Origin of the sequence: Pseudomonas sp. CFII68, assembly GCF_000416195.1 — a bacterium.
GTDB classification, from domain to species: domain Bacteria; phylum Pseudomonadota; class Gammaproteobacteria; order Pseudomonadales; family Pseudomonadaceae; genus Aquipseudomonas; species Aquipseudomonas kilonensis.
Genome location: NZ_ATLN01000101.1, coordinates 1 through 21,489, shown reverse-complemented (window position 1 = coordinate 21,489; position 21,489 = coordinate 1). Strand labels below are relative to the sequence as shown.

Sequence of the window (21,489 nt, the reverse complement as noted above, 5' to 3'; positions counted from 1 at the left end):
TACCGGCGCGCGCAGCAAGCGCTCGCTGTCCAGGCCCAGGCGCGGCATCAGGCGGCGCGCTTGCAGCCACACCCCTCGCGGTCCCAGCCAGATTGCGTCACCTTCGGAAGGCCAGCCGGCGGCATCCAGCGTCCAGTTCAGTTGCACGTTGCAGCCGCTCGCCGCGCACCCATCCAAGGGCACACGCAGGTGCCCGGCCGCCTGTTCGAAAACCACCGGCCGCCCCATGACGCTTACCGCACCCACCTGCAAACCCGGCGGCAATTCTGCGTCCAGGCGCTCATTGGCGGCGATCACGGCCCCCAGCGTCCACTCACCTTCAACACGGCGTGCAACGCTATCGATGCGCAAGTGCAAGCGGCCGTCGGCCACCTGCCAGGCACCCGCCCCGGCCAACCATCGCTGTTCCCATTCGGCACGCTCGGCCCGTTCTTCGGCCACCGACTGGTAATCGCCCTGCTCCACCAGATGCCGATGCAACAGCACACCGCTGCCCAGTAAACCCACCGCCCCCAACACCAGCAGCGCACCCGGCAAACCCAACAGGCTTCGGCGTACATCGATCAGACGCCGGCGCTCCGGGCCACGGGGCAAGGCCAGCGCCGCCACCGCAACCAGTACCAGGCAGCCGGCCAGTTTCCAGCTCGCCAACGTGGCGAGATAAGGCAACCAGGGCGTCCAACCCGTGAGTTGCGACAACGCCACGTGGGCCGGTATCGCCATGGCATAGGCGGGATAACTGACCAGCCCCAACTCATGGTTGAGCACCAAAAAAAACGTCAACAGCATTGACGTCGCGTACGCCAGGCCGGAGCGACGGACCAAGGCATGCACCAGCACCGTGAGCATCGCCAACTCCAGCAACGGCGGCGCAAACACCAGCGCCTGATAGATCAGCACAAAGCCCGGTGCCAGGTTGTCGGGGGCGACCAGCGCGCTGATCACCAGGCTGGCAACACCCGGTACCAGCGCCAAGGCCAGTGTCGCAGCCAGCACGCAGGCCACCTGCCCCAACAAGCGCAGCCATGCCGGTGCCGGGGTTGCCTGCAACATCGCCCCCAGGCCTTCGACGTCATCGCGCCGACACACCAGCCCCACCAGCGCCGCGACAATAAAAGCGATCACCAGGAACGATGCGCTCGATAACAGCGGCAAGATCAGGTCCGGTCGCGGCACCATCGGCCCGCGCGCATGCCACACGATGTGGACAAACCCACTGAGTATGCCCATGGCCAGCAGCAACCCGAGGGCCACCCAGCCAATGCGCCGGGCAAACAGCTGCCGCACCTGCCAGCGAACCTCACGCCACAAGGCCCGCGACCACAGACTGGCGGATAATGGGCCGGGCAAGCGCACGTGGTTCGCCAGCAGCATCGGTGGCTCGGCCAATACGGTGCCACTGCGTCGGCCCATCAAACCCTGGCGGCTGGTGCGGGCCAGGACGACGGCCAACAGCAACAAAGGCAACCCACACCACAACGCCCGGTTAAGCCAGAACCCCGGGGTCAACGCCAATAGCGATTGGGACTTCTGCGCGGCGCTCCAGGTTTCCACCTGGGCCTGGGCAAAGGTAAACAATGACGGGTCAAGGCTGGCGGCCAGCAGCGGATTGATATGCCCGCCCTTGAGCACCACCACCGCGAACATCCACAGCAGCATCAGCACCGTCGCCAAGGCAAACGGTGCGGCCAGGCCTCGGCTGCGCAAGGCCAGCAAGTAATACAACGCCCCAATCCCGGTGCTCACCGGCAACAGCAAGGCAACCCAGGCAAACCCCAGTGCCGACCACATGGGCGCGCCGATGCTCGCCGCCGGCACCCAGTCGAGCCAGCCCAGCACCGGGCTGACGAGAAAACCGACGATCAATGAACTGGCGAGCAAACCACCCACCAATGCCGCACCGATAAAACGTCCCCACAACAGCGCCGGCAGCGACAGCGGCAATGCCAGCAACACTTCTTCCAACTGCGCCTTGCGGTCCCTCAGGGCCGGTTGGGCAAACACCCAGGCCCAGGCAAAAAACAGGAAAAACATACAGCCGCATGACATCAGGTAAATCAGGCTCGGGGCATTACGGGCGATATCGCTGGCGCCCATTTTCTGCACATAGTCGGCGTTGGCCAGGGCCATCAGCAGGTAGCCGGTCAGGCCGAGAAAGACGAGTAACGGAATGCCGCTGCGCAGCCCGGCGCGCACTTCCACCCAGGCTTCGCGCATCAGCAGAGCAAAAGTATTCATGCGTCGATCGCCTCACCTGCCTGAGCCAATGCCAGGTAATAGATGTCTTCCAGGCGCGGCGCATGGGCCAGGAAACGTGGATCGGCAGGACGCTCGCCGTGCACGATCACGCGGCTGCCCAGCGGGCTGGCGGCCACATGCAAGGCGTCGGGCAGCGACTCACCACGGTCGAAGGACGCTTCCCACAATCGGCCCTGCTCGGCACCCAGCAACTGCGCTGGGCTGCCTTCGACAAGGATCTGCCCAGCGGCCAGCACCGCCAGTCGGCTGCAGAGGTTCTCGACGTCTTCGACGATATGGGTCGAAAGCAGCACGATGGACTCAGCGGCGACATCGGCGAGCACTCGATGGAAACGGTTGCGCTCCGCCGGGTCGAGGCCCGCCGTGGGCTCATCAACGATCAACAAGCGTGGCGAGCCCACCAGCGCCATGGCGATGCCGAACCGACGCAGCATGCCGCCCGAATAAGTGGCGAGTGCCCGATGGGCGGCCTGTTGGAGGTTGACCTTGTCCAGCAGGCCCTCGATTTCCTCGCGGCGATGGCGATGGTCGGTACGCCCCTTGAGCCAAGCAAAACGATCGAGCAAGTCCCGCGCACTTACGCCCGGATACGCGCCCAGTTGCTGCGGCAGATAGCCCAGGCGGCGGCGCAAATGATCGGAATCGGCCAACACATCCACCCCGTCCAAGTGAATGCTGCCGGCGTCGGGTTGCTGCAGGGTCGCCAGGGTCCGCATCAGGCTGCTTTTGCCCGCGCCGTTAGGCCCCAGCAAGCCATACATCCCGGGGCCGACACTCAGGTCCACGCCGCGCAGCGCTTCGACGCCGTTGTTGTAGCGCTTGCGCAGGCCGCGCACTTGTAAACCCGAATCGACAGACATCCACAACTCCAACCAAAGGGACACAGGCCCTGCAAAGAGGGCGGCGAGCGACGGTAGTCAAGGCCATGGGGCGGGCTCTACCCGATTCAAGTCATTTTCCAACCGCATCCTGCGAGCGATCGGCGTTGTGCGTAGCCACCACGGCACTGCAACCGGTGAGCGATACGCGGATGCGGGGCAAAAACGATTCGATCCGGGTAGTTGGCAAAATGAGAATGACTAGCATCTTCCCCCATGCAACTGCCTGCCCCCAGCGCCTGGGCCAACCCCGGTCCGGGCCCTAGCAATGAGAAGACGTTGAGCCATGGCCACTCCCAGCACCTCAACCGCAACACTGCTGCGCCAATCCCTGTCCCAGGCCCTCGACCGGCCCGCCGACCAGATTCCCCTGGAGGCGAACCTGATCGAATGGGGGCTGGACTCCGTCACCCTGATTCGCCTCGCCGGCCAATGGCGCCGCCACGGCCTGGCCGCGCGTTTTGCTGAACTGATCGCCGATCCGCGCCTGTCAGTCTGGCTGGCCATGCTCGATGTGGAGACCCGTGCCCCGACCACAACTACCGCGCAAGTGGACGACGGGGAGCCTTTCGAACTGGCGCCGATGCAACACGCCTATTGGATCGGACGCGCCCCCGGCCAGCAGTTGGGTGGTGTAGCCGCGCACTTCTATAACGAATTCGATGGCCGCGATGTCGACCCGATCCGCTTGGAAGCCGCCGTGCGAGCGCTGCTGGTGCGCCACCCGATGTTGCGCGCGCAGTTTCTCGACGACGGCCGCCAGCGGATCCTCGCGCACAGCCCTTGGCCGGGGTTGAAGGTGCATGACTTGCGCCAGGCCAACGCCGAGCAACAACAGCAACGGCTGGAAGCGTTGCGCGCGGAGTTATCCCACCGCCAATTGGCCGTTGAACAAGGTCAGGTACTGGACATCCAGTTGTCGTTGCTGCCCGACGGGACGCGCCTGCACCTGAACCTCGACATGCTCGCCGCCGATGCCCTGAGCCTGCGCACCCTGCTCGGTGACCTGGTGCAGCTGTATCGCCAACAACCCCTGGCCGCGCTGGACTACAGCTTTGCCCGCTACCTGGCGGACCTGCGCCGTGAACACGCCAGCCCCGAGCAACGTGCGCTTCATCAACAAGCCCGTGACTATTGGCAGCAGCGCTTGGACCGGTTGCCCGGCGCCCCGCGCTTGCCCATCAAGGCCCAGGGCGACGATCGCCAGGTGCGGCGCCGTCACCATTGGCTGCCGCCGTCCCAACGCCAGGCCTTCGAGCGCCACGCCCGGGAGCACGGCCTGACGCCGGCGATGGCCTTGGCGGCGGTGTTCTGTGAAGCCCTCGGTGCCTGGAGCGAGACACCCGAGCTGCTGCTCAACCTGCCGCTGTTCAACCGCACGCCACTGCACGCCGATGTCGAGCACCTGGTCGGCGATTTCACTTCATCGATCCTGCTGGCTTGGGACGGTCACGTCACCGGCCCATTCGCCGTTCGCGCCACGGCCCTGCAACGGCGCTTCCACGGCGATGCGGCACACAGCGCGTTTTCCGGCCTGGAGGTGCTGCGCGAACTGTCCCGGCAACGGGGTGAGCAAGTGCTGGCGCCGGTGGTGTACACCAGCGCCCTGGGGCTGGGCGAATTGTTCGCCGAGGGTGTGCAGGCGTGTTTCGGTCAACCGGCCTGGATCATTTCCCAAGGCCCGCAAGTGTGGCTCGACGCCCAGGTCACCGAGCTGGATGGGGGCATCCTGGTCAATCTCGACGCCCGTGAAGGGTTGTTCGCCGACGGTGTGCTGGATGGCTTGTTCCAAGCCTATACCGGCTTGCTGCAGCGCCTGTGTTTTGAAGCCGCAGCGTGGGACTTGCCGCCTCCGGCGCTGATCCCTGCAAGCCAACTTGCGGTACGCAATACCGTCCAAGGCCAGGTGGCGCCCCTGCCGGTCAAGCGCCTGCACGAAGCCTTTTTTACCCAGGCGCGCCTGACTCCCGCCCTGCCCGCGTTGTTACACGGCAATCACTCCGTCATCCACTACGGCGAGCTCGCCGAACGCGCCCTACAAGTGGCGGCTTACCTGGAAGACCAAGGCATCCGGCGCGGCGACGTGGTGGCGTTGCAACTGCCCAAGGGGCCCGAGCAGGTGATCGCGGTGCTGGGCATCCTGGCGTGCAGCGCCACGTACCTGCCCATCAGCGTCGATCAACCTGCGACCCGTTGCCAGAGAATCTGCGATTCGTCGGGTGCCCGCTTGTTGCTCACGCAACTGCCCGCCGCCAGCACCGCGCTGGACGCCCCTCGGCCCGGAACGGTCAGCGACCTGGCCTATATCCTCTATACCTCCGGCTCCACGGGTGAGCCCAAGGGCGTGGAAATCAGCCATATGGCTGCCGCCAACACCCTGGAAGACCTGCAACGGCGCTTGCAACTGAACAGCGATGACCGAATCCTCGCGCTCTCGGCGCTGGAATTCGACCTGTCGGTGTTCGATCTGTTTGCCGCGCTGTCGACGGGAGCAGCGGTGATCGGCATCGAGCCCGAGGCCCAGCGCGATGCCGGACGCTGGCGCGAACTGGCCCTGCTGCATCGCGCCAGCGTGCTCAACTGCGTGCCGGCGTTGCTCGACATGCTGCTCGGTTGCGCCCCCGCCGACGCCAGCCTGCCCTTGCGCGCGGTGTTGCTCGGCGGTGACAAAGTGGCCCCGGATCTTGCGCCAAGGCTGTGGGCCCAAGCCCCCAGCTGCCGCTTCATGGCCTTGGGCGGTGCCACCGAAACCGCGATTCACTCGACACTGTTCGAAGTGCGGCCCGGCCAACCGCTGCCCTGGCACTGCCTGCCCTATGGCACGCCGCTGGATAATGTCCGCTTGCGCATTGTCGACCCGCACGGCCACGACTGCCCCGACTGGGTGGCCGGTGAACTGTGGATCGGCGGCGCCGGTGTTGCCGAGGGTTATCGCGGCGACCGGGTGCGCAGTGCCGAACGTTTTGTCGACTATCAAGGCCTGCGCTGGTACCGCACCGGCGACAGTGCGCGCTACCACCCCGACGGCAATGTCGAGTTCCTCGGGCGCACCGATTTCCAACTCAAACTGCACGGTTACCGCATCGAAGCCGGGGAAGTCGAAAGCGCATTGCTGGCCTGGCCAGGCATCGAACACGCGGTGACGCTGCTGGCCGGCCAGCAATTGGCGGCGGTGGTGCGCCTGACGGACGGCCCCGCGACACCCACACGCTTGGACCCATCGGGCCTGGCCCAACATCTGGCCGAGCGTCTGCCGAGCTACATGATTCCCAGCACAATCCTGGGCTGCGCGCAGTTGCCCTTGACCGGCAACGGCAAGGTGGATCGCAGAGTACTGACCGACTGGCTGGCGGCCAACAGCGCCTCCGTGCAGGCCAATCTGTCCCCTCCCTGCGGTGACATCGAAGTACAGGTGGCGCGTGCCTGGCAGCAGTTGCTGAGCTGTGGTGAAGTCTGCCGTGAACACAACTTCTTTGCCCTGGGCGGTGATTCCCTGAGCGCCACCCGCCTGGTACGCCTGCTTGCAGAACAGGGGCTGGGGGGCGCGCGGATCGCCCAGGTATTCGCCAAACCGGTGCTGGCGCACTTCTGTGCCGATTTGCACCGGCAGGCCGAGGCCGAACCACGAGACACGATTGTGCCCGACCTGCCGCAACGCCATGCGCCCTTCCCCATGACCGAGGTGCAGCAGGCCTATTGGCTGGGCCGCGACCCGAGCCTGGTACTGGGCGGCGTGAGCTGCCACTTCTATCGCGAATACGACGTCGAGGACCTAGACTTTGCGCGCCTGCAGAACGCGCTGGATCGCTTGATCGAGCGCCACGAAATGCTCCGTGCGGTGTTCGATCAATGTGGCCAGGCACGCATCCTGCCCTTGCAACAACTGCCGTCCTTCGAAATCGGCCAGGACTACGCCAGCCTCGACGACTTGCGCGAACACTGTGCCCATCGCGTGTTCGATCCGGGCCAGTGGCCGCTGTTCGATGTGCAGGCCGTGGCCCACGGCCGGCACACGCGGCTGGCCATCAGCCTGGACAACCTGATCCTCGATGCACTGAGCATCCTGCGCTTCTACGCAGAACTCGAAGCCTTGTACCGTGACCCCGGCTTGACCCTGGCGCCATTGGAGCTGTCGTTCCGCGACTATCAATTGCAATCCGCCGTGGAGGCGGCCGAGCTGCAAGCCGCGCAACACTTCTGGCAGGAACACCTGCCCGAGTTGCCGCCGCCTCCGCAACTGCCGCTGGCGGTTGACCCCGCCAGCCTGGGTCAACCGCGCTTCGAGCGCCTGCAAGGGCAGATCGATGCCCAAGCCTGGGGGGCGATCCTGGCCAAGGCGCAACAGCATGGCCTCACCGCCTCGGCCGTACTGCTCTGCGCGTTTGCCGAAACCCTCGGCCGCTGGAGTGCGCGCCCCGACCTCAGCCTCAACCTCACGCTGTTCGATCGTCGGGCGCTGCACCCCCAGATCGATCAGGTCATGGGCGATTTCACCTCCCTGACGCTGCTTGGCTATGTACCGGTGCCTGGCGAACGTTGGGTCGATCGCGCACGGCGTACCCAGCGAACCCTGGGTGAGGCGCTGGAACACCGTTGCCTCGGCTCGGTCAGCCTGCTGCGGCAGTTGGCCCGGGGCAATGGCGAGCAGCAGGCGAGCATGCCCGTGGTGTTCACCAGTGCGCTCGGGGTCCCGGATGGCACGGCCGCGCCGGTGGATGGACCGTTTGCCCGGCAAGTCTTTGGCCTGACCCAAACCCCGCAGGTCTGGCTCGACCATCAGGTGGTGGAAGCCAACGGCGGCATTGCCTTGAACTGGGACCGGGTGGTCGGCCTGTTCCCCGAAGGCCTGGTCGAAGCGATGTTCGACGCCTACCTGCACAGCTTGAACTGGCTGGCCGAGCACGCCTGGGACAGCGCGCCGCCCGACCTGTTGCCGCAAGCCCAGGCGCAATTGCGCGCCCGGCTCAATGCCCCGGGCCCGAGCGTGCCGGGTGACCCGACCTTGCACCAGGGCTTCTTCGAACAGGCACGCCAAGCGCCACAACGCCCGGCGCTGTTGTGGGGTGAGCACGGCACGCTGAGCTATGGCGAACTCGCCGAGCGGGCACTGCGCATTGCCCGCAGCCTGGTGGACGCGGGTGTTGCGCCTGGCGATCTGGTAGCCGTGTCCCTGGCCAAGGGCCCACAACAGATCGCCAGCGTGCTCGGCATTCTGGCGACGGGTGCCGCGTACCTGCCGGTCGGTGTCGACCAACCGTTGCAGCGTTGCCAACGCATCCTGCAACAGGCCGGCGTGACCGTGATGCTTGCCGGGCACGACCCGCAACTGCCGAGCGTCAAACACCTCGATCCGTTCCGCGCGCTGGACGCTGAACCGCTGCCCGCGCCGTTCGCCGTCTCGGCCGCAGAGCTGGCTTACGTGATCTACACCTCCGGCTCCACCGGCCTGCCCAAAGGCGTGATGGTGGAGCAGCGGGGCATGCTCAATAACCAACTGAGCAAAGTGCCGTACCTGGCGCTGAGCGAGGCGGATGTGATCGCCCAGACCGCTTCGCAGAGCTTCGATATTTCGGTCTGGCAGTTCCTGGCCGCGCCGTTGTTCGGTGCCCGGGTCGACATCGTGCCCAACGCCATTGCCCACGACCCGCAAGGGCTGCTGGAGCATGTGCAGCAACAGGGCATTAGCGTGCTGGAAAGCGTGCCGTCGCTGATCCAGGGCATGCTTGCCCAGGAACGCATCGGTCTGGACGGCTTGCGCTGGATGCTGCCCACCGGCGAAGCGATGCCACCGGAACTGGCCCACCAGTGGTTGTTGCGTTACCCGGACATCGGCCTGGTCAACGCCTACGGCCCGGCGGAATGCTCCGACGACGTGGCGTTCTTCCGGGTCGACCTGGCCTCGACCCGCGGCACTTACCTGCCGATTGGCACGCCCACCGACAACAATCGTCTGTACCTGCTCGACGGCGCGCTGGACCTGGTGCCGCTGGGCGCGGTGGGTGAGTTGTGCGTGGCGGGCACCGGGGTCGGGCGTGGTTATGTCAGCGATCCGTTGCGCACCGCCCCGGTCTTTGTGCCGAATCCGTTCGGTGCGCCGGGGGAGCGGCTGTACCGTACCGGCGACCTGGTGCGGCGGCGCAGCGATGGGGTGTTGGAGTACGTCGGGCGCATCGACCATCAGGTGAAGATCCGCGGCTACCGCATCGAGCTGGGGGAAATCGAAGCGCGCTTGCATGAACAGCCGGAAGTGCGCGACGGGGCAGTGGGCGTGCAGGAGGGCGCCAATGGCAAGCATCTGGTCGGCTACCTCGTCGCCACTGACTCGGCACTGAAACCCGCCGAGCGCCTGGAGCGCATCAAGCAGCGCCTGCGGGCCGAACTGCCGGAATACATGGTGCCGCTGCACTGGCTGTGGCTCGAGCGCCTGCCCCTCAACGCCAACGGCAAGCTCGATCGCAAGGCCTTGCCGGCCCTGGAGATCGGCCAGTTGCAAAGCCAGGACTACCAAGCCCCCGGCAATGAACTGGAGCAGGCCCTGGCAGACATCTGGGCCCAGGTGCTGAAAGTCGAGCGGGTGGGGGTGCGGGACAACTTCTTCGAATTGGGCGGGCATTCCTTGCTCGCGACGCAGATCGCCTCGCGGGTGCAAAAGGCCCTGCAACGCAACGTACCGCTGCGGGCGATGTTCGAATGCAGCACGGTGCAGGAACTGGCCGACTACATCGATGGGCTGGCGGCCAGCGAGATCACTGAGGAGAAGGTGGATCGGTTGAATGATTTGATGGCGGAGTTGGAAGGAATGTAGTTCTGCGGCGCCTGTAGCGGCCCCATCGCGGGCAAGCCTTGCTCCCACAGGGATCAGCGGCGAACAGAGTATTTGTGTTCGAGCTTCAACCCTGTGGGAGCAAGGCTTGCCCGCGATGGGGGCAGCACAGGCACTGCTGGCTCAAAGGTTGACTGCTCAGCTTGCACAGCTCAGTCTCCCCAAGGCTTTTTCCAGACTCAAACAAGGAGGTCACCCATGCCCTTTTCAATCATTGACGGACAGCCGCTCCATTACCTGGACCAAGGCCAGGGCCCGGTGGTGCTGCTGGGCAGCAGCTATCTGTGGGACCACACCATGTGGACGCCGCAGATCGAGGTGTTGTCCCAGCATTATCGGGTCATCGCCCTGGACTTGTGGGGGCACGGCCAGTCCGGGCGTTTGCCTGAGGGCATGACCTCCCTGGACGACCTGGCTCGCCAGGCGTTGACGTTGATGGATCACCTGGACATCGACTGCTTCAATCTGGTCGGGCTTTCGGTGGGCGGGATGTGGGGCGCTCGGTTGGCGCTGGCGGCGCCTGAACGCGTGCAATCGCTGGTGTTGATGGACACCTACGTCGGCGTCGAGCCGGAACCGACTCGCCAGTATTACTTCTCGCTGTTCGACAAGATCGAAGCCAGCGGCAGCATTCCCGAACCCTTGCTGGATATCATCGTGCCGATCTTTTTCCGGCCGGGGATCGACCCGCATTCGGCGCTCTACCAGCAGTTGCGGGCCACACTGGCCGCGCTGCCGACCGATCGCCTGCGCGACAGCATCGTGCCGCTGGGGCGGATCATTTTCGGTCGGGACAGCATCCTGCCGCGCCTGCATGAACTGGACGCCAAGCGCACGACGGTGATGTTTGGCGACCAGGACAAACCGCGGCCGCCGTCCGAGTCGCTGGAGATGGCCGAGTTGATCGGTTGCTCCCATGTGTCGATTCCGGAGGCGGGGCATATCTCCAATCTGGAGAACCCGGAATTCGTGAATCGGATGTTGCTGGGACTCTTGCGTCGCTGATCCACCGCTATCGCGAGCAGGCTCGCTCCCACAGGGGACTTGTGATCGACGCAGATCCAATGTGGGAGCGAGCTTGCTCGCGATAGCGGTGGTGCAGCTACATAAATGCTGGATGTGCCGCGCTTTGGCTTTTGATCTTGGGCGCCCCGTTAAACCACGCTGGCCGAACGCAGGCATTGCGCAGTGGGCATCCCGGCATGGATGCCGGGATAGCCGCGCTGGGCCATGGATGGCCCTTCGCGGCGGCCCACGGAGCAATGCCGGAGTGAGGGCATGCCGAGCCTAGGCGAGGCACCGAGTGGTGGGGCAGAGCGTTTTTGGTTACTTTTGGCGCTCTTCCAAAAGTGACCCGCTGTAAGAGCGGAACCATAAGCCGCCGTTACACAAAAAACGGATATACACACTAAGCAACAGCCCGGGAATCCCATGGCCCTAACCCCACACCACCCCGTCCCAGCCCTCCCTCAAGAAGGCCTGATCGCCGTGATCGCCCCCGCCGGCCCCGCCCCCCTGGACACGGAAAAAGCCATCCAATGGATGCGCGCAAGGGGCCATGAGCTGCGAATATTCCCAGGCGTCTATGAAAAGAACGACTACCTGGCCGGCAGCGACGAAGTACGCCTCAACGACCTGCACACCGCCTTCGCCGACCCAGAAGTCAAAGCCATCATCTGCCTACGCGGCGGCTACGGCACGCCCCGTCTACTCGATCGTATCGATTTCGAGCTCTTAAAACGCAACCCCAAACCATTCGTAGGCTACAGCGACATCACCGCCCTGCACCTGGCCATCAGCCGTTACGCCGGCTTCGTGACCTTCCACGGCCCGTTGCTCAACGCCGATCTGCTGGGCGACAAGGAGCCCCCAACCGTCACCTCGTTCTTCAGCCTGCTGCGTGGACAGTTGAAGGCCGGCAGCGCGCTGAACCACCCCGGCGCCTACCCGTTGACCACCGTTGAGCCGGGCATCGCCCACGGACGTCTGCTGGGCGGCAACCTGTCGATGATTGCCGCGACCATGGGCACGCCTTATCAGATCGACGCCGAAGGGGTGATCCTGTTCATCGAAGACGTCAACGAGCCGCTGTATCGCATCGATCGTCTGCTGACCCAATTGCGCCTGGCGGGCACGCTGGCGAAGTTGCGCGCAGTCCTGGTCGGCGATATAGCGGGGGTGGATCTTGAGGCGTTGAACCGCTTGCTCAAGCAGACCTTCGCGCCGTTGCGCATCCCGGTGCTGTCCGGCTGGCGCAGCGGGCACTGCGATCCGAACCTGACCTTGCCCATGGGCGCATTGGTGACGCTGGATGCGGGGGAGAAGCGGTTGGTGTTGGAGCAGGATGTGGTGGTCAGCTGTTAGTCCTGTAGCGTCCGCAAGTCAGTCTTCGCGAGCAAGCCCGCTCCCACAGGTGATCGCGTTTCTTCATGAGAACACGGTCGAATGTGGGAGCGGGCTTGCTCGCGAAAGCGGTAGTCGCTATACGGCCATTCAGCGACTACGCAACGCCTCCAGCAACTGCTGCGTCGGATACCCATCCGCCGGCCAGCCGAACGACTGCTGGGCACTGCGGATGGCTTTGCGGGTGTTGGCGCCGATGATGCCATCGGGGTTGCCCGCGTCGTAGTTGTGTTTGCCCAGCAGGGTCTGCAGTTCGATGCGTTCGCTGCGGCTCAGGGGCAGGTCCTCTTTTGGCCACTGGCCGTAGACCAGCCCGGCGCCGGTAAAGCGCTTGGACAGCAGCCCGACCGCCAAGGCATAGGACGATGAGTTGTTGTACTTGAGGATGGCGCGGAAGTTATCGAAGATCAGGAACGCCGGGCCGCGATGGCCGGCCGGCAGGAGCAGGGACGCCGATAGCTGCTTGTCATCGGCGGCGATCGGCAAGCCGCCATATTCTGAAACACCCAGCCGCATCCATTCTGAGACGGGCTTGCGGATCGTGCCATCGGCCAGCGTGTAGTCGAAGCCCTGGTTGAGCGAGACCTCGACCCCCCACGGCTGGCCGCGTTGCCAGCCGGAGCTTTGCAGGTAGTGCGCGGTCGAGGCCAGGGCGTCGGTGGCGCTGCCCCAGATGTCGCGGCGACCGTCGCCGTCGAAATCCACCGCATGGGTGTTGTACGTGGTGGGAATGAACTGGGTCTGGCCCATGGCGCCGGCCCAGGAGCCGAGCATTTTTTCCGGTGTGATATCGCCCTGTTGCAGGATTTGCAGCGCGGCGATCAGTTGCGCATGGGCAAACCCCGGGCGCCGTCCTTCGTAGGCCAGGGTCGCCAGGGAGTTGATCACCGACTTGCTGCCCTGGAATTGGCCGAAGTTGCTCTCCATGCCCCACACCGCCACCAGCGCCTCGCGATCGACGCCATAACGCTGCTCGATGCTTTGCAGGACCTGGGCGTTCTGCTGGATCAGGTTCTTGCCTTTGTTGACCCGCAGTGGCGACAGCGCGCCATCGAGGTATTCCCACACGGGACGGGTGAATTCCGGCTGGCTGCGATCGGCCTTGATCACGCTCATGTCCGGGCTGACGCCGACGAACGCACGGTCGAACAGGTCGCCACGGATCCCGGCGGCCAGTGCCTCCTTGCGAAACCCGGCCTGCCATTGCGCGAAGGTCTGGGTGGGTGCAATGGCCAGGTCGTCACCGGTCGGCACCAGGGGCGGCACGATGGCCGGCGCGGTCACGACGGGGGCTGTCTGGAGCGGTTGGGCGTCGGCGGCAGTAGGTTTTTCGGCGCAGGCGACAAGCAGGACAACGCTTGCGGCAACAATCATTTGGCGCAGTGGCCAACGATGGGAAAGACAGAAGGGCATGCACGGGTCCAGAAATACAAATCAGGTGCTGACCTTAACATGCGAAAGGGGCGTAGGGCTTGTCCGGGTGTTTCAAGCGGCCAGAAAGCAAGAAGCCTCCCAGTTGTCAGACTGGAAGGCTTCGCGGCGGTAGCTGCCTTTGCCCTTGGCGGGTCGTTCCTGGCGGCTGCGGAACAGGGGCTGGGCGACGATGGACTTGGCCTTGTTGGGGCCATGCTTGGATGGCTTTTTGCTCATGGTGGGTACTCTCGTGGGGTGGTTTTTGCGGGGCAAATCATGGGACAGAGTAGGGGCGTTGTCCAGTCCCTGCATTGCGTAGGAAATGTCATTCAGACGAACACACGACTTGTGGTGCCGATAGGTGGGAGCAAAGCTTGCTCGCGATACAGACACCTCGGTTTCAGAGACACCGCGCTGCTTTCATCGCGGGCAAGCCTTGCTCCCACAGATATCTTCGCCGCAGAACAGCCTTCAGTGCGTGCTTATTCAGCAGGCAACGTCAACCGCTGGCCAGCCATCAACAGCGACAACCGACTGAGGCTCATCCACGGTGAGCCGGCGGCCTGGCCCTTGATCTGCGCATCGATGCGCTGGGCTTCGAGCAGCAATTGCGCCCAACGCGACGCGGAATAGCGCTGCAAGGCCTTGCTCATCAGCGGTTTGCGTTTGTCCCAGACGGGCGGGCGGGCCTGGCTGAAGGCTTTGTCCAGCGGTACGCCCTGGCTGTATTGCAGGGACAGGTTGGCCAGCAGGCGCAATTCCCGGGCCAGGGCCCAGAGGATCACCGGCGGCTCGACGCCTTCGCCGCGTAGGCCTTCGAGCATGCGCAAGGCGTGGGCGGCCTCACCGTTGAGGATCGCATCGGTCAGCCCGAAGACATCGAAGCGCGCACTGTCGGCCACGGCAGCCTGCACCGTTTCCACGGTGATCTGCCCGCTCTCGGCCATCAGCTTGAGCTTTTCGATTTCCTGGGCGGCGGCCAGCAGGTTGCCTTCGACCCGGGCGGCAATCAGCTCCACCGCGTCCTGGCTGGCCGAGAGACCGGCCTGGGACAGGCGTTGGCGGATCCAGCTGGGCAACTGGCTGACATCCACCGGCCATATCTGCACGAACTGGGTCTGCTGGCCTTCGACCAGGGCCTTGCCCCATTTGGTCTTTTGCGCGCTGCCGTCGAGTTTCGGCAAGCTGATGAGCAGTACCGTGTCCTCGGCGGGTCGCGAGCAATATTCGATCAGCGCGGCGGCGCCCTTGTCACCGGGTTTGCCCGACGGCAAACGCAGCTCCAGCAGGCGTTTTTCGGCGAACAACGACATGCTCGCCCCGGCCTGCAGCAGCGTGCCCCAGTCGAAACTGGCGTCGGCGGCGAAGACCTGGCGTTCGTCGAAGCCCTGCTGGCGTGCAGCAGCGCGGATGGCGTCGGCGGCTTCCTGGCACAACAGCGGGTCATCGCCACTGATGATGTAGACCGGCGCGAGGGCGCCTTGCAGGTGTTTGCCGAGTTGGGCGGGGGCGAGCTTCATAAGAGAAGGCGAGCGGGGCGCCGGAGCGCCCCGCAAGGCTTATTCAGCCGGGATCTGCATCGGCGACTGCTGCGGGGTTTCCGCTTCAGCCTTGCGTGCCGCTTCCAGCGCTTCGGCTTCGGCTTTGGCCTTGGCGTCGGCGGTCTGTTGCAGCTGGTCCAGCTGGGACGGGCTCAGCTGTTGCAGGCGCAGCATCATGCGTTGCACGAGGTCACGACGCATTTCGTCGCGCACTTCGCTCGACTCCTGGTCGGAGCCGGTGATGTTGTTGCCATCGTGCAGGTAGACCTTTTGCACCTGCAGCTTGTCATCCAGCAGTACCAGGTTGTTCTGGCCGCGGATCTCATAGCTCAGTACGTTGTTGAGTTCGTACTCGGCGGAACGACCGGCACCGGCATAGCTCAAGCTGCGCTGGCTTTGCTGTTCACGGGTCAATACCAGCTTGTACGGGGCGCCGGTATAGACTTTCACACCGCTGTTTTCCAGGGTGTCGCGCAGCATCTTGACGGTGTCGCCAAAGGCGTCCCGTGCGCTGAGGTCCAGTTCCGTGATGGCCAGCTCGGTGGTGCCGGTGCCGCGCAGTTGGAAGCCGCAGGCGCTCAACAGGACCGCCAGGCCCACTACCAGCAGATTACGTTTGATCATCTTGTTGCTCCCCTTGAACCCTATGGGGGTCGACCATGCGACCCCGCAGGTTGTATTCGGCGCCAGGCTCAAGCCTTGCGCCCGATCCAATTAGCTTGCGACGATGTTGACCAGCTTGCCGGGCACGACGATCACTTTGCGAATCGTCAGGCCATCGACAAAGCGCAGCACGTTTTCATTGGCCCGGGCAGCGGCTTCGACTTCTTCGCGTGTGGCGGCGGCCGGCATTTCGATCTGGCCGCGCAGCTTGCCGTTGACCTGGATGACCAGGGTCAGGCTGTCCTGCACCAGCGCGGTTTCGTCCACCACCGGCCAGCGAGCGTCAATCACCGGGTCGGCGTGACCCAGTTGCTTCCACAGCTCGTGGCTGATGTGCGGCGTGATTGGCGCCAGCAACAGCGTCACGGCTTCCAGGCCTTCGTGAACCAGTGCGCGATCCTGTTCGGTGCCTTGCGCGGCTTTTTCCAGCACGTTCATCAGCGTCATCACCTGGGCGATGGCGGTGTTGAATTTGTGGTTCTGGCCGACGTCATGGCTGGCCTGCTTGATGGCCAGGTGGATCGAGCGACGAATGGCTTTCTGCTCGTCGTTCAGGCTGGCGACGCTCAGTTTGCCCGGCAGGCCCTGGCTGACGTGGGCTTGCGCCAGGCGCCAGACGCGCTTGAGGAAACGGTGCGAGCCTTCGACGCCCGAATCGGACCACTCTGCGCTCATGTCAGGTGGCGAGGCGAACATCATGAACAAGCGGCAGGTGTCTGCGCCGAACTGGTCGATCATCGACTGTGGGTCGACGCCGTTGTTCTTCGACTTGGCCATTTTCTCGGTGCCGCCGATTTCCACCGGCAGGCCGTCGGCAATCAGCTTGGCGCTGATGACCTTGGCTTTGCTGTCGCGTTCGAGTTCGACGTCGCTCGGGTTGAACCAGGTGTAGGCACCGTTGGCTTCGCGACGGTAGTACGTCTCGGCGATCACCATGCCTTGGGTCAGCAGGTTCTTGAACGGCTCGTTGGAGCTCACCAGGCCTTCGTCACGCATCAGCTTGTGGAAGAAGCGTGCGTAGAGCAGGTGGAGAATGGCGTGTTCGATGCCGCCAATGTACTGGTCCACTGGCAACCAGTGATCGGCCGCGGATTTTTCCACCAGGCCGCCTTGGTAGTGCGGCGAGGCGTAGCGTGCGTAGTACCAGGACGACTCGACGAAGGTGTCCATGGTGTCGGTTTCACGCTTGGCCGGCGCGCCGCATTTCGGGCAGCTGCACTCGTAGAACTCGGGCATGCGCGCCAGGGGCGAACCGGCGCCATCGGGTACGACGTCTTCCGGCAGGACCACGGGCAGTTGATCTTCCGGCACCGGTACGTCACCGCAGGTGTCGCAATGCACGATCGGGATCGGGCAGCCCCAGTAGCGTTGGCGGCTGATGCCCCAGTCCCGCAGGCGGAACTGGGTGCGCGAGGCGCCGAGGTTCTTCTTGATCAGGGCGACTTCGATGGCATCGAACGCGCCGGGGAAATCCAGGCCGTTGAACTCACCGGAGTTGATCAGCTCGCCATGTTCGCCATAGGCGTCCTGCCAAGGTTCCGGGGTCTGGTCGCCGGCGCTGGTACGCACCACGGCTTTGACCGGCAGGTTGTACTTGTGGGCGAATTCGAAATCGCGCTCGTCGTGGGCCGGCACCGCCATGACAGCGCCGTCGCCGTAGTGCATCAGCACGTAGTTGGCGACCCATACCGGCAGTTTCTCGCCGGTGAGCGGGTGCTCGACGAACAACGAAGTCGCCAGGCCTTTCTTCTCTTGAGTGGCGACGTCGGCTTCGGCGACGCTGCCGCCCTTGCATTCGGCGATGAACGCCTGCAGCTCAGGGTTGTTCTGTGCCGCCAGGGTGGCCAGCGGGTGCTCGGCGGCCACGGCCACATACGTGGCGCCCATCAGCGTGTCCGGGCGGGTGGTGAAGACTTTCAGGGTGCCGGCTTCGCCAATGGAGGCGACGTCGTACGGGAACTGCACTTCCATGCCCCGGGACTTGCCGATCCAGTTGCGCTGCATGGTCTTGACCTGCTCGGGCCAGCCGGTCAGCTCGTCGAGACTCTCCAGGAGTTCATCCGCGTAGGCGGTGATCTTGAAGTAGTACATCGGGATTTCGCGCTTTTCGATCAGCGCGCCGGAGCGCCAGCCGCGACCGTCGATCACTTGTTCGTTGGCCAGTACGGTCTGGTCCACCGGGTCCCAGTTCACCGTGCCGTTCTTGCGGTAGATCACGCCTTTTTCGAACAGGCGGGTGAACAGCCATTGTTCCCAGCGGTAGTAGTCGGGCTTGCAGGTGGTGACCTCGCGGGACCAGTCCACCGCCAGGCCCAGGCTGCGCAGCTGGTTCTTCATGTAGGCGATGTTTTCGTAGGTCCACTTGGCGGGGGCCACGTTGTTCTTCATCGCGGCGTTTTCCGCCGGCATGCCGAAGGCGTCCCAACCCATGGGTTGCAGGACGTTCTTGCCTTGCATGCGCTGGTAGCGGGAGATCACGTCGCCGATGGTGTAGTTGCGCACGTGCCCCATGTGTAGCTTGCCGCTGGGGTAAGGGAACATCGACAGGCAGTAGAAAGTCTCCTTGCCTGGCTGTTCGCTGACTTCAAAGGACTTTTGCTCGTCCCAGAACGACTGGGCGGCGGCTTCGATTTCACGGGGCTGGTAGTGTTCGTGCATGGCTACTTTTGTACTGAATGGGGTGGCCCAATCCTCTTCGTTGCCATGCTGGACGCAGACGACGCCGAATGCGGCGTTTTCGATGCCCAGCCAAGCTGGAAGTGGAGTTACAGGAAGCGCCGTAGCATACATGACCGCGCTCTGCCGAGGGAAACCCTGATTGCTGCCGAACTGTTGCCGAGCATCGGCGATGACCGGTGTTCAGGGCCGTTGGTCGCGGCGCCCTGCCGGTTTGCCCAGCGAAGCTAAGCTTCTCAATGGGGAGTGAGTCTTATCTTCAATGAGGTGAGGGATGGTTGAATCACAACGAAAAGTCGCTACACCTGAGTTGTACGAAAAACTGATCGATCGTCTCGGGGTGGCCCTGGACGCTGCAAGAACCGCCGGTCGCTTGCGTGATGAACGCCCGGTAGAGCTGGAACTGCGAGGCTTGAGCCCCGCGGAGTTCGAACTGGTCAAGGCTTACCTTGAACAGGCCGGATATCAACCCCCCACCAGTGGGGCCCAGGTACTCAAGCGTCTCGATGCGCCCCGTTCGGCCAAGGTTGTGTGGCTCAAGGACCGGACGCCTGAGAAGGATGCTGTAAAGGTCCGGTCGCTGCAGTTCAAGTAAAGCCGGATTCACGCGTGTCGCTTTTTTTGGTTCAAGGCTTTTTCGAATCTGTTGTCGCTTTGCGTCAACCCACTTAGGCTTCGGGCATCTATGGAGATGCCCGATGCCGTTTCGCTATTTCATCAAACAACTTTTATTGCCGCCCGGCATTCTTTTGCTGCTGTTGGCGCTTGCCTGGTGGTGGCGCCATTCACGGCCGCGCCTGGCCCGGCTGTGTTTCGCCGTGGGCCTGGGCGGTTTCTGGTTGATGAGCCTGCCGGTGGTGGTGCAGTGGAGCGCCAAGGCATTGGAGCGTGAGCCGCCGCTGCTTCGTAGCGAATGGGCGACCCTGGCCCAGCGTGCCGACGCCATCGTGGTACTGGGTTCCGGTCGCGAGCGCGGTGACCTGGCCTGGGGCGCCGACCAACCCACCGGTGTTGGCCTTGAACGCCAGCGTTATGCGGCGCGGCTGGCCAAGGCGTCGGGCTTGCCCGTACTGACCACCGGCGGCTTGCACTACGGCACCCCGCCCAGCGAGGCCAAGCTGATGGCCGACTCGATGCTGGAGGATTTCGGCGTCAACGTGCGCTGGCAGGAAGGGCGGAGCCGCACCACCTGGGAAAACGCCCAGATGAGCGCCGAGATCCTGTTGCCGGAAGGCATCAAGCGGGTCGTAGTGGTGACCCAGGCCTGGCACATGCAACGGTCGGTCTGGAGTTTCGAGCGCGCGGGGTTTGAAGTGGTGCCGGCGCCGGTGGGTTTCCTGGGGCAGGACAACGCCCGGCCACTGGGCGGCTGGATGCCGGAGTTCAAGTCGATCTGGCAATCCGGGCAGTTGATGAATGAGGCGGTGGGGCTGGTGGGGTATTGGTTGTTTTACCGCTGAGTATTTGGGTGTGGGACATCTGTGGGAGCAAGGCTTGTGTGGGAGCAAGGCTTGCCCGCGATGCAGGCGCCTTTGTTCCCAAGGCAGACCGCGTTGATTTCATCGCGGGCAAGCCTTGCTCCCACAGGAAACTCGTTGACCTCAAGAGGTTTGCCCGCGGCGGGATCAAACGGTCCTGGCCATCCGTCCCGCCATCAACGCCCAGCCCAGCAGCAACACGCACAAGATGATCAGCGGCCACGAGCGCCATTGCAGGTACGGCGTCAGGTCGTGCATCGGCACCACTTCGCCGTACAGGATGCCGCGCTCGAATTGCGGGATCTGTGCAGTGATCTGGCCGAAGGGGTTGATCAGGCCGGTCACGCCGTTGTTGGTGGCGCGGATCATCCAGCGGCCGGCTTCCAGGGCGCGCATCTGGGCCATTTGCAGGTGTTGCAGCGGGCCGATCGAGGTGCCGAACCAGGTGTCGTTGCTGATGGTCAGCAGCAGGTCGCTGCGCGCCGAGAGGCTGGCGGCGAATTCCGGGTAGACCACTTCATAGCAGATGAACGGCGCGATCTGGTAACCCTTGGCCTGCAGCAATGGCTGGTCGGCCGGGCCCCGGGCGAAGTCCGACATGGGCAGGTCGAAGAAGGCGATCAGGCCACGCAGGATGTCTTGCAGCGGTACGTACTCGCCGAACGGCACGAGTTTTTGCTTCAAGTAAGTGCCGTCACCTTCCCCGGTCACGGTGATGCCGTTGTAGTAACGCTTCTCTTGGCGCACCAGTTGGCGAATCGGCACGCCAGTGATCAGCGCCGACTGCCGCTCGGCGGCGAAGTTGCCCATCATGTCCAGGTAGCCCTGGGCAGACTCCTTGAGTACCGGCACCGCGGTTTCCGGCCAGATCAGCAGGTCGACGCGCTTGGAGGCGAAGCTCATGTCGCGGTACAGCGCCAACTGCGCGTTGAGCTGCTCGGGGTCCCACTTCATGCTTTGTTCGATGTTGCCCTGGATCGCCGCGACGCTCAGCGGGTCGCCCGAAGGACTGGTCCAGGCGTGGCCCTTGAGTGCCATGCCAGCCACCCATGGGCCGATCAGCAGCAGCACGCCCGCGGCGATAAAGCCTTTGCGTCCGGTGCGGATCAACCGGGGCGCGTTGTACAGCAGCGCGGCGGTCAGGGCCAGGGTGAAGGAGATCAGCCACATCCCGCCCAGCGGCGCGAGGCCGGACAGCGGGCCGTCGAGTTGGCTGTAGCCGGAATACAGCCACGGGAAACCGGTGAGGAACCAGCCGCGAAACGCTTCCTGGCCCAGCCACAGCGCGGCGAACGCCAGGGCATCGGCCAGCGGCGCCTCGTTGCGGCGCAACCAGCGCGCCCACAGCCAGGCGG

At 64.3% G+C, this 21,489-nt stretch carries 14 protein-coding genes; 5 read left to right on the top strand and 9 right to left on the bottom strand.

Annotated elements, in window-relative coordinates:
* Together CFII68_RS08815 and CFII68_RS08820 are read right to left on the bottom strand one after the other, a co-directional pair.
* Nucleotides 1-2,238 (bottom strand): hypothetical protein (locus tag CFII68_RS08815; RefSeq protein WP_018610240.1); only part of this gene is annotated, 2,238 nt, incomplete at its 3' end.
* Nucleotides 2,235-3,119 (bottom strand): ABC transporter ATP-binding protein, encoded by an 885-nt coding sequence (locus tag CFII68_RS08820; protein ID WP_018610238.1) that lies wholly within the window; start codon nt 3,117-3,119, stop codon nt 2,235-2,237. The genes CFII68_RS08820 and CFII68_RS08815, both read right to left, overlap by 4 nt.
* A 304-nt stretch (nt 3,120-3,423) precedes the next feature.
* On the opposite strand from CFII68_RS08820, the gene CFII68_RS08825 reads away from it, so the two are divergent.
* On the top strand, nt 3,424-9,942 hold the full coding sequence (locus CFII68_RS08825; RefSeq protein WP_018610236.1) for a non-ribosomal peptide synthetase: 6,519 nt from the start codon (nt 3,424-3,426) through the stop codon (nt 9,940-9,942).
* Nucleotides 9,943-10,158: 216 nt separating this feature from the next.
* A complete protein-coding gene (locus CFII68_RS08830) occupies nt 10,159-10,965 on the top strand; it encodes an alpha/beta fold hydrolase (RefSeq protein WP_018610233.1) in 807 nt (268 codons plus the stop codon).
* A 149-nt stretch (nt 10,966-11,114) separates the two neighbouring features.
* Here the strand turns inward: CFII68_RS08830 and CFII68_RS27965 are convergent, their stop codons facing one another.
* The gene (locus tag CFII68_RS27965) at nt 11,115-11,240 is read right to left on the bottom strand and encodes a hypothetical protein (RefSeq protein WP_256211728.1); all 126 of its coding nucleotides are present in this window, start codon (nt 11,238-11,240) and stop codon (nt 11,115-11,117) included.
* A 151-nt stretch (nt 11,241-11,391) separates the two neighbouring features.
* Here CFII68_RS27965 and CFII68_RS08835 point away from each other — a divergent pair, with 151 nt between their 5' ends.
* Nucleotides 11,392-12,324, top strand: a complete 933-nt coding sequence (locus CFII68_RS08835) for an LD-carboxypeptidase (RefSeq protein WP_018610231.1) — start codon at nt 11,392-11,394, stop codon at nt 12,322-12,324.
* A gap of 129 nt (nt 12,325-12,453) precedes the next feature.
* Here CFII68_RS08835 and CFII68_RS08840 read toward each other — a convergent pair whose 3' ends face one another.
* The 5 genes from CFII68_RS08840 to leuS all read right to left on the bottom strand — a co-directional run bounded on the left by CFII68_RS08840 (nt 12,454) and on the right by leuS (nt 18,638).
* On the bottom strand, nt 12,454-13,776 hold the full coding sequence (locus tag CFII68_RS08840) for a lytic murein transglycosylase (RefSeq protein ID WP_018610229.1): 1,323 nt from the start codon (nt 13,774-13,776) through the stop codon (nt 12,454-12,456).
* Nucleotides 13,777-13,848: 72 nt separating this feature from the next.
* Complete coding sequence (arfA, locus tag CFII68_RS08845; protein WP_003205882.1) at nt 13,849-14,013, bottom strand: alternative ribosome rescue factor ArfA; 165 nt, start codon at nt 14,011-14,013, stop codon at nt 13,849-13,851.
* Between the two features lie 245 nt (nt 14,014-14,258).
* Nucleotides 14,259-15,296 (bottom strand): DNA polymerase III subunit delta, encoded by a 1,038-nt coding sequence (gene holA / locus CFII68_RS08850; protein WP_018610225.1) that lies wholly within the window; start codon nt 15,294-15,296, stop codon nt 14,259-14,261.
* Nucleotides 15,297-15,335: 39 nt separating this feature from the next.
* Entirely contained in the window at nt 15,336-15,941 is a 606-nt protein-coding gene (gene lptE, locus CFII68_RS08855; RefSeq protein ID WP_018610223.1) for an LPS assembly lipoprotein LptE, read from the bottom strand.
* A gap of 90 nt (nt 15,942-16,031) precedes the next feature.
* Nucleotides 16,032-18,638: a leucine--tRNA ligase gene (gene leuS / locus CFII68_RS08860; protein ID WP_018610222.1), complete on the bottom strand. Its 2,607-nt coding sequence runs from the start codon at nt 18,636-18,638 to the stop codon at nt 16,032-16,034.
* 292 nt (nt 18,639-18,930) lie between these two features.
* On the opposite strand from leuS, the gene CFII68_RS08865 reads away from it, so the two are divergent.
* Complete coding sequence (locus CFII68_RS08865; RefSeq protein WP_018610220.1) at nt 18,931-19,251, top strand: hypothetical protein; 321 nt, start codon at nt 18,931-18,933, stop codon at nt 19,249-19,251.
* Between the two features lie 103 nt (nt 19,252-19,354).
* On the top strand, nt 19,355-20,116 hold the full coding sequence (locus CFII68_RS08870; protein ID WP_018610219.1) for a YdcF family protein: 762 nt from the start codon (nt 19,355-19,357) through the stop codon (nt 20,114-20,116).
* Nucleotides 20,117-20,281: 165 nt separating this feature from the next.
* Here the strand turns inward: CFII68_RS08870 and lnt are convergent.
* The coding region (gene lnt / locus CFII68_RS08875) for an apolipoprotein N-acyltransferase (RefSeq protein WP_018610216.1) at nt 20,282-21,489 on the bottom strand (1,208 nt) is incomplete at its 5' end.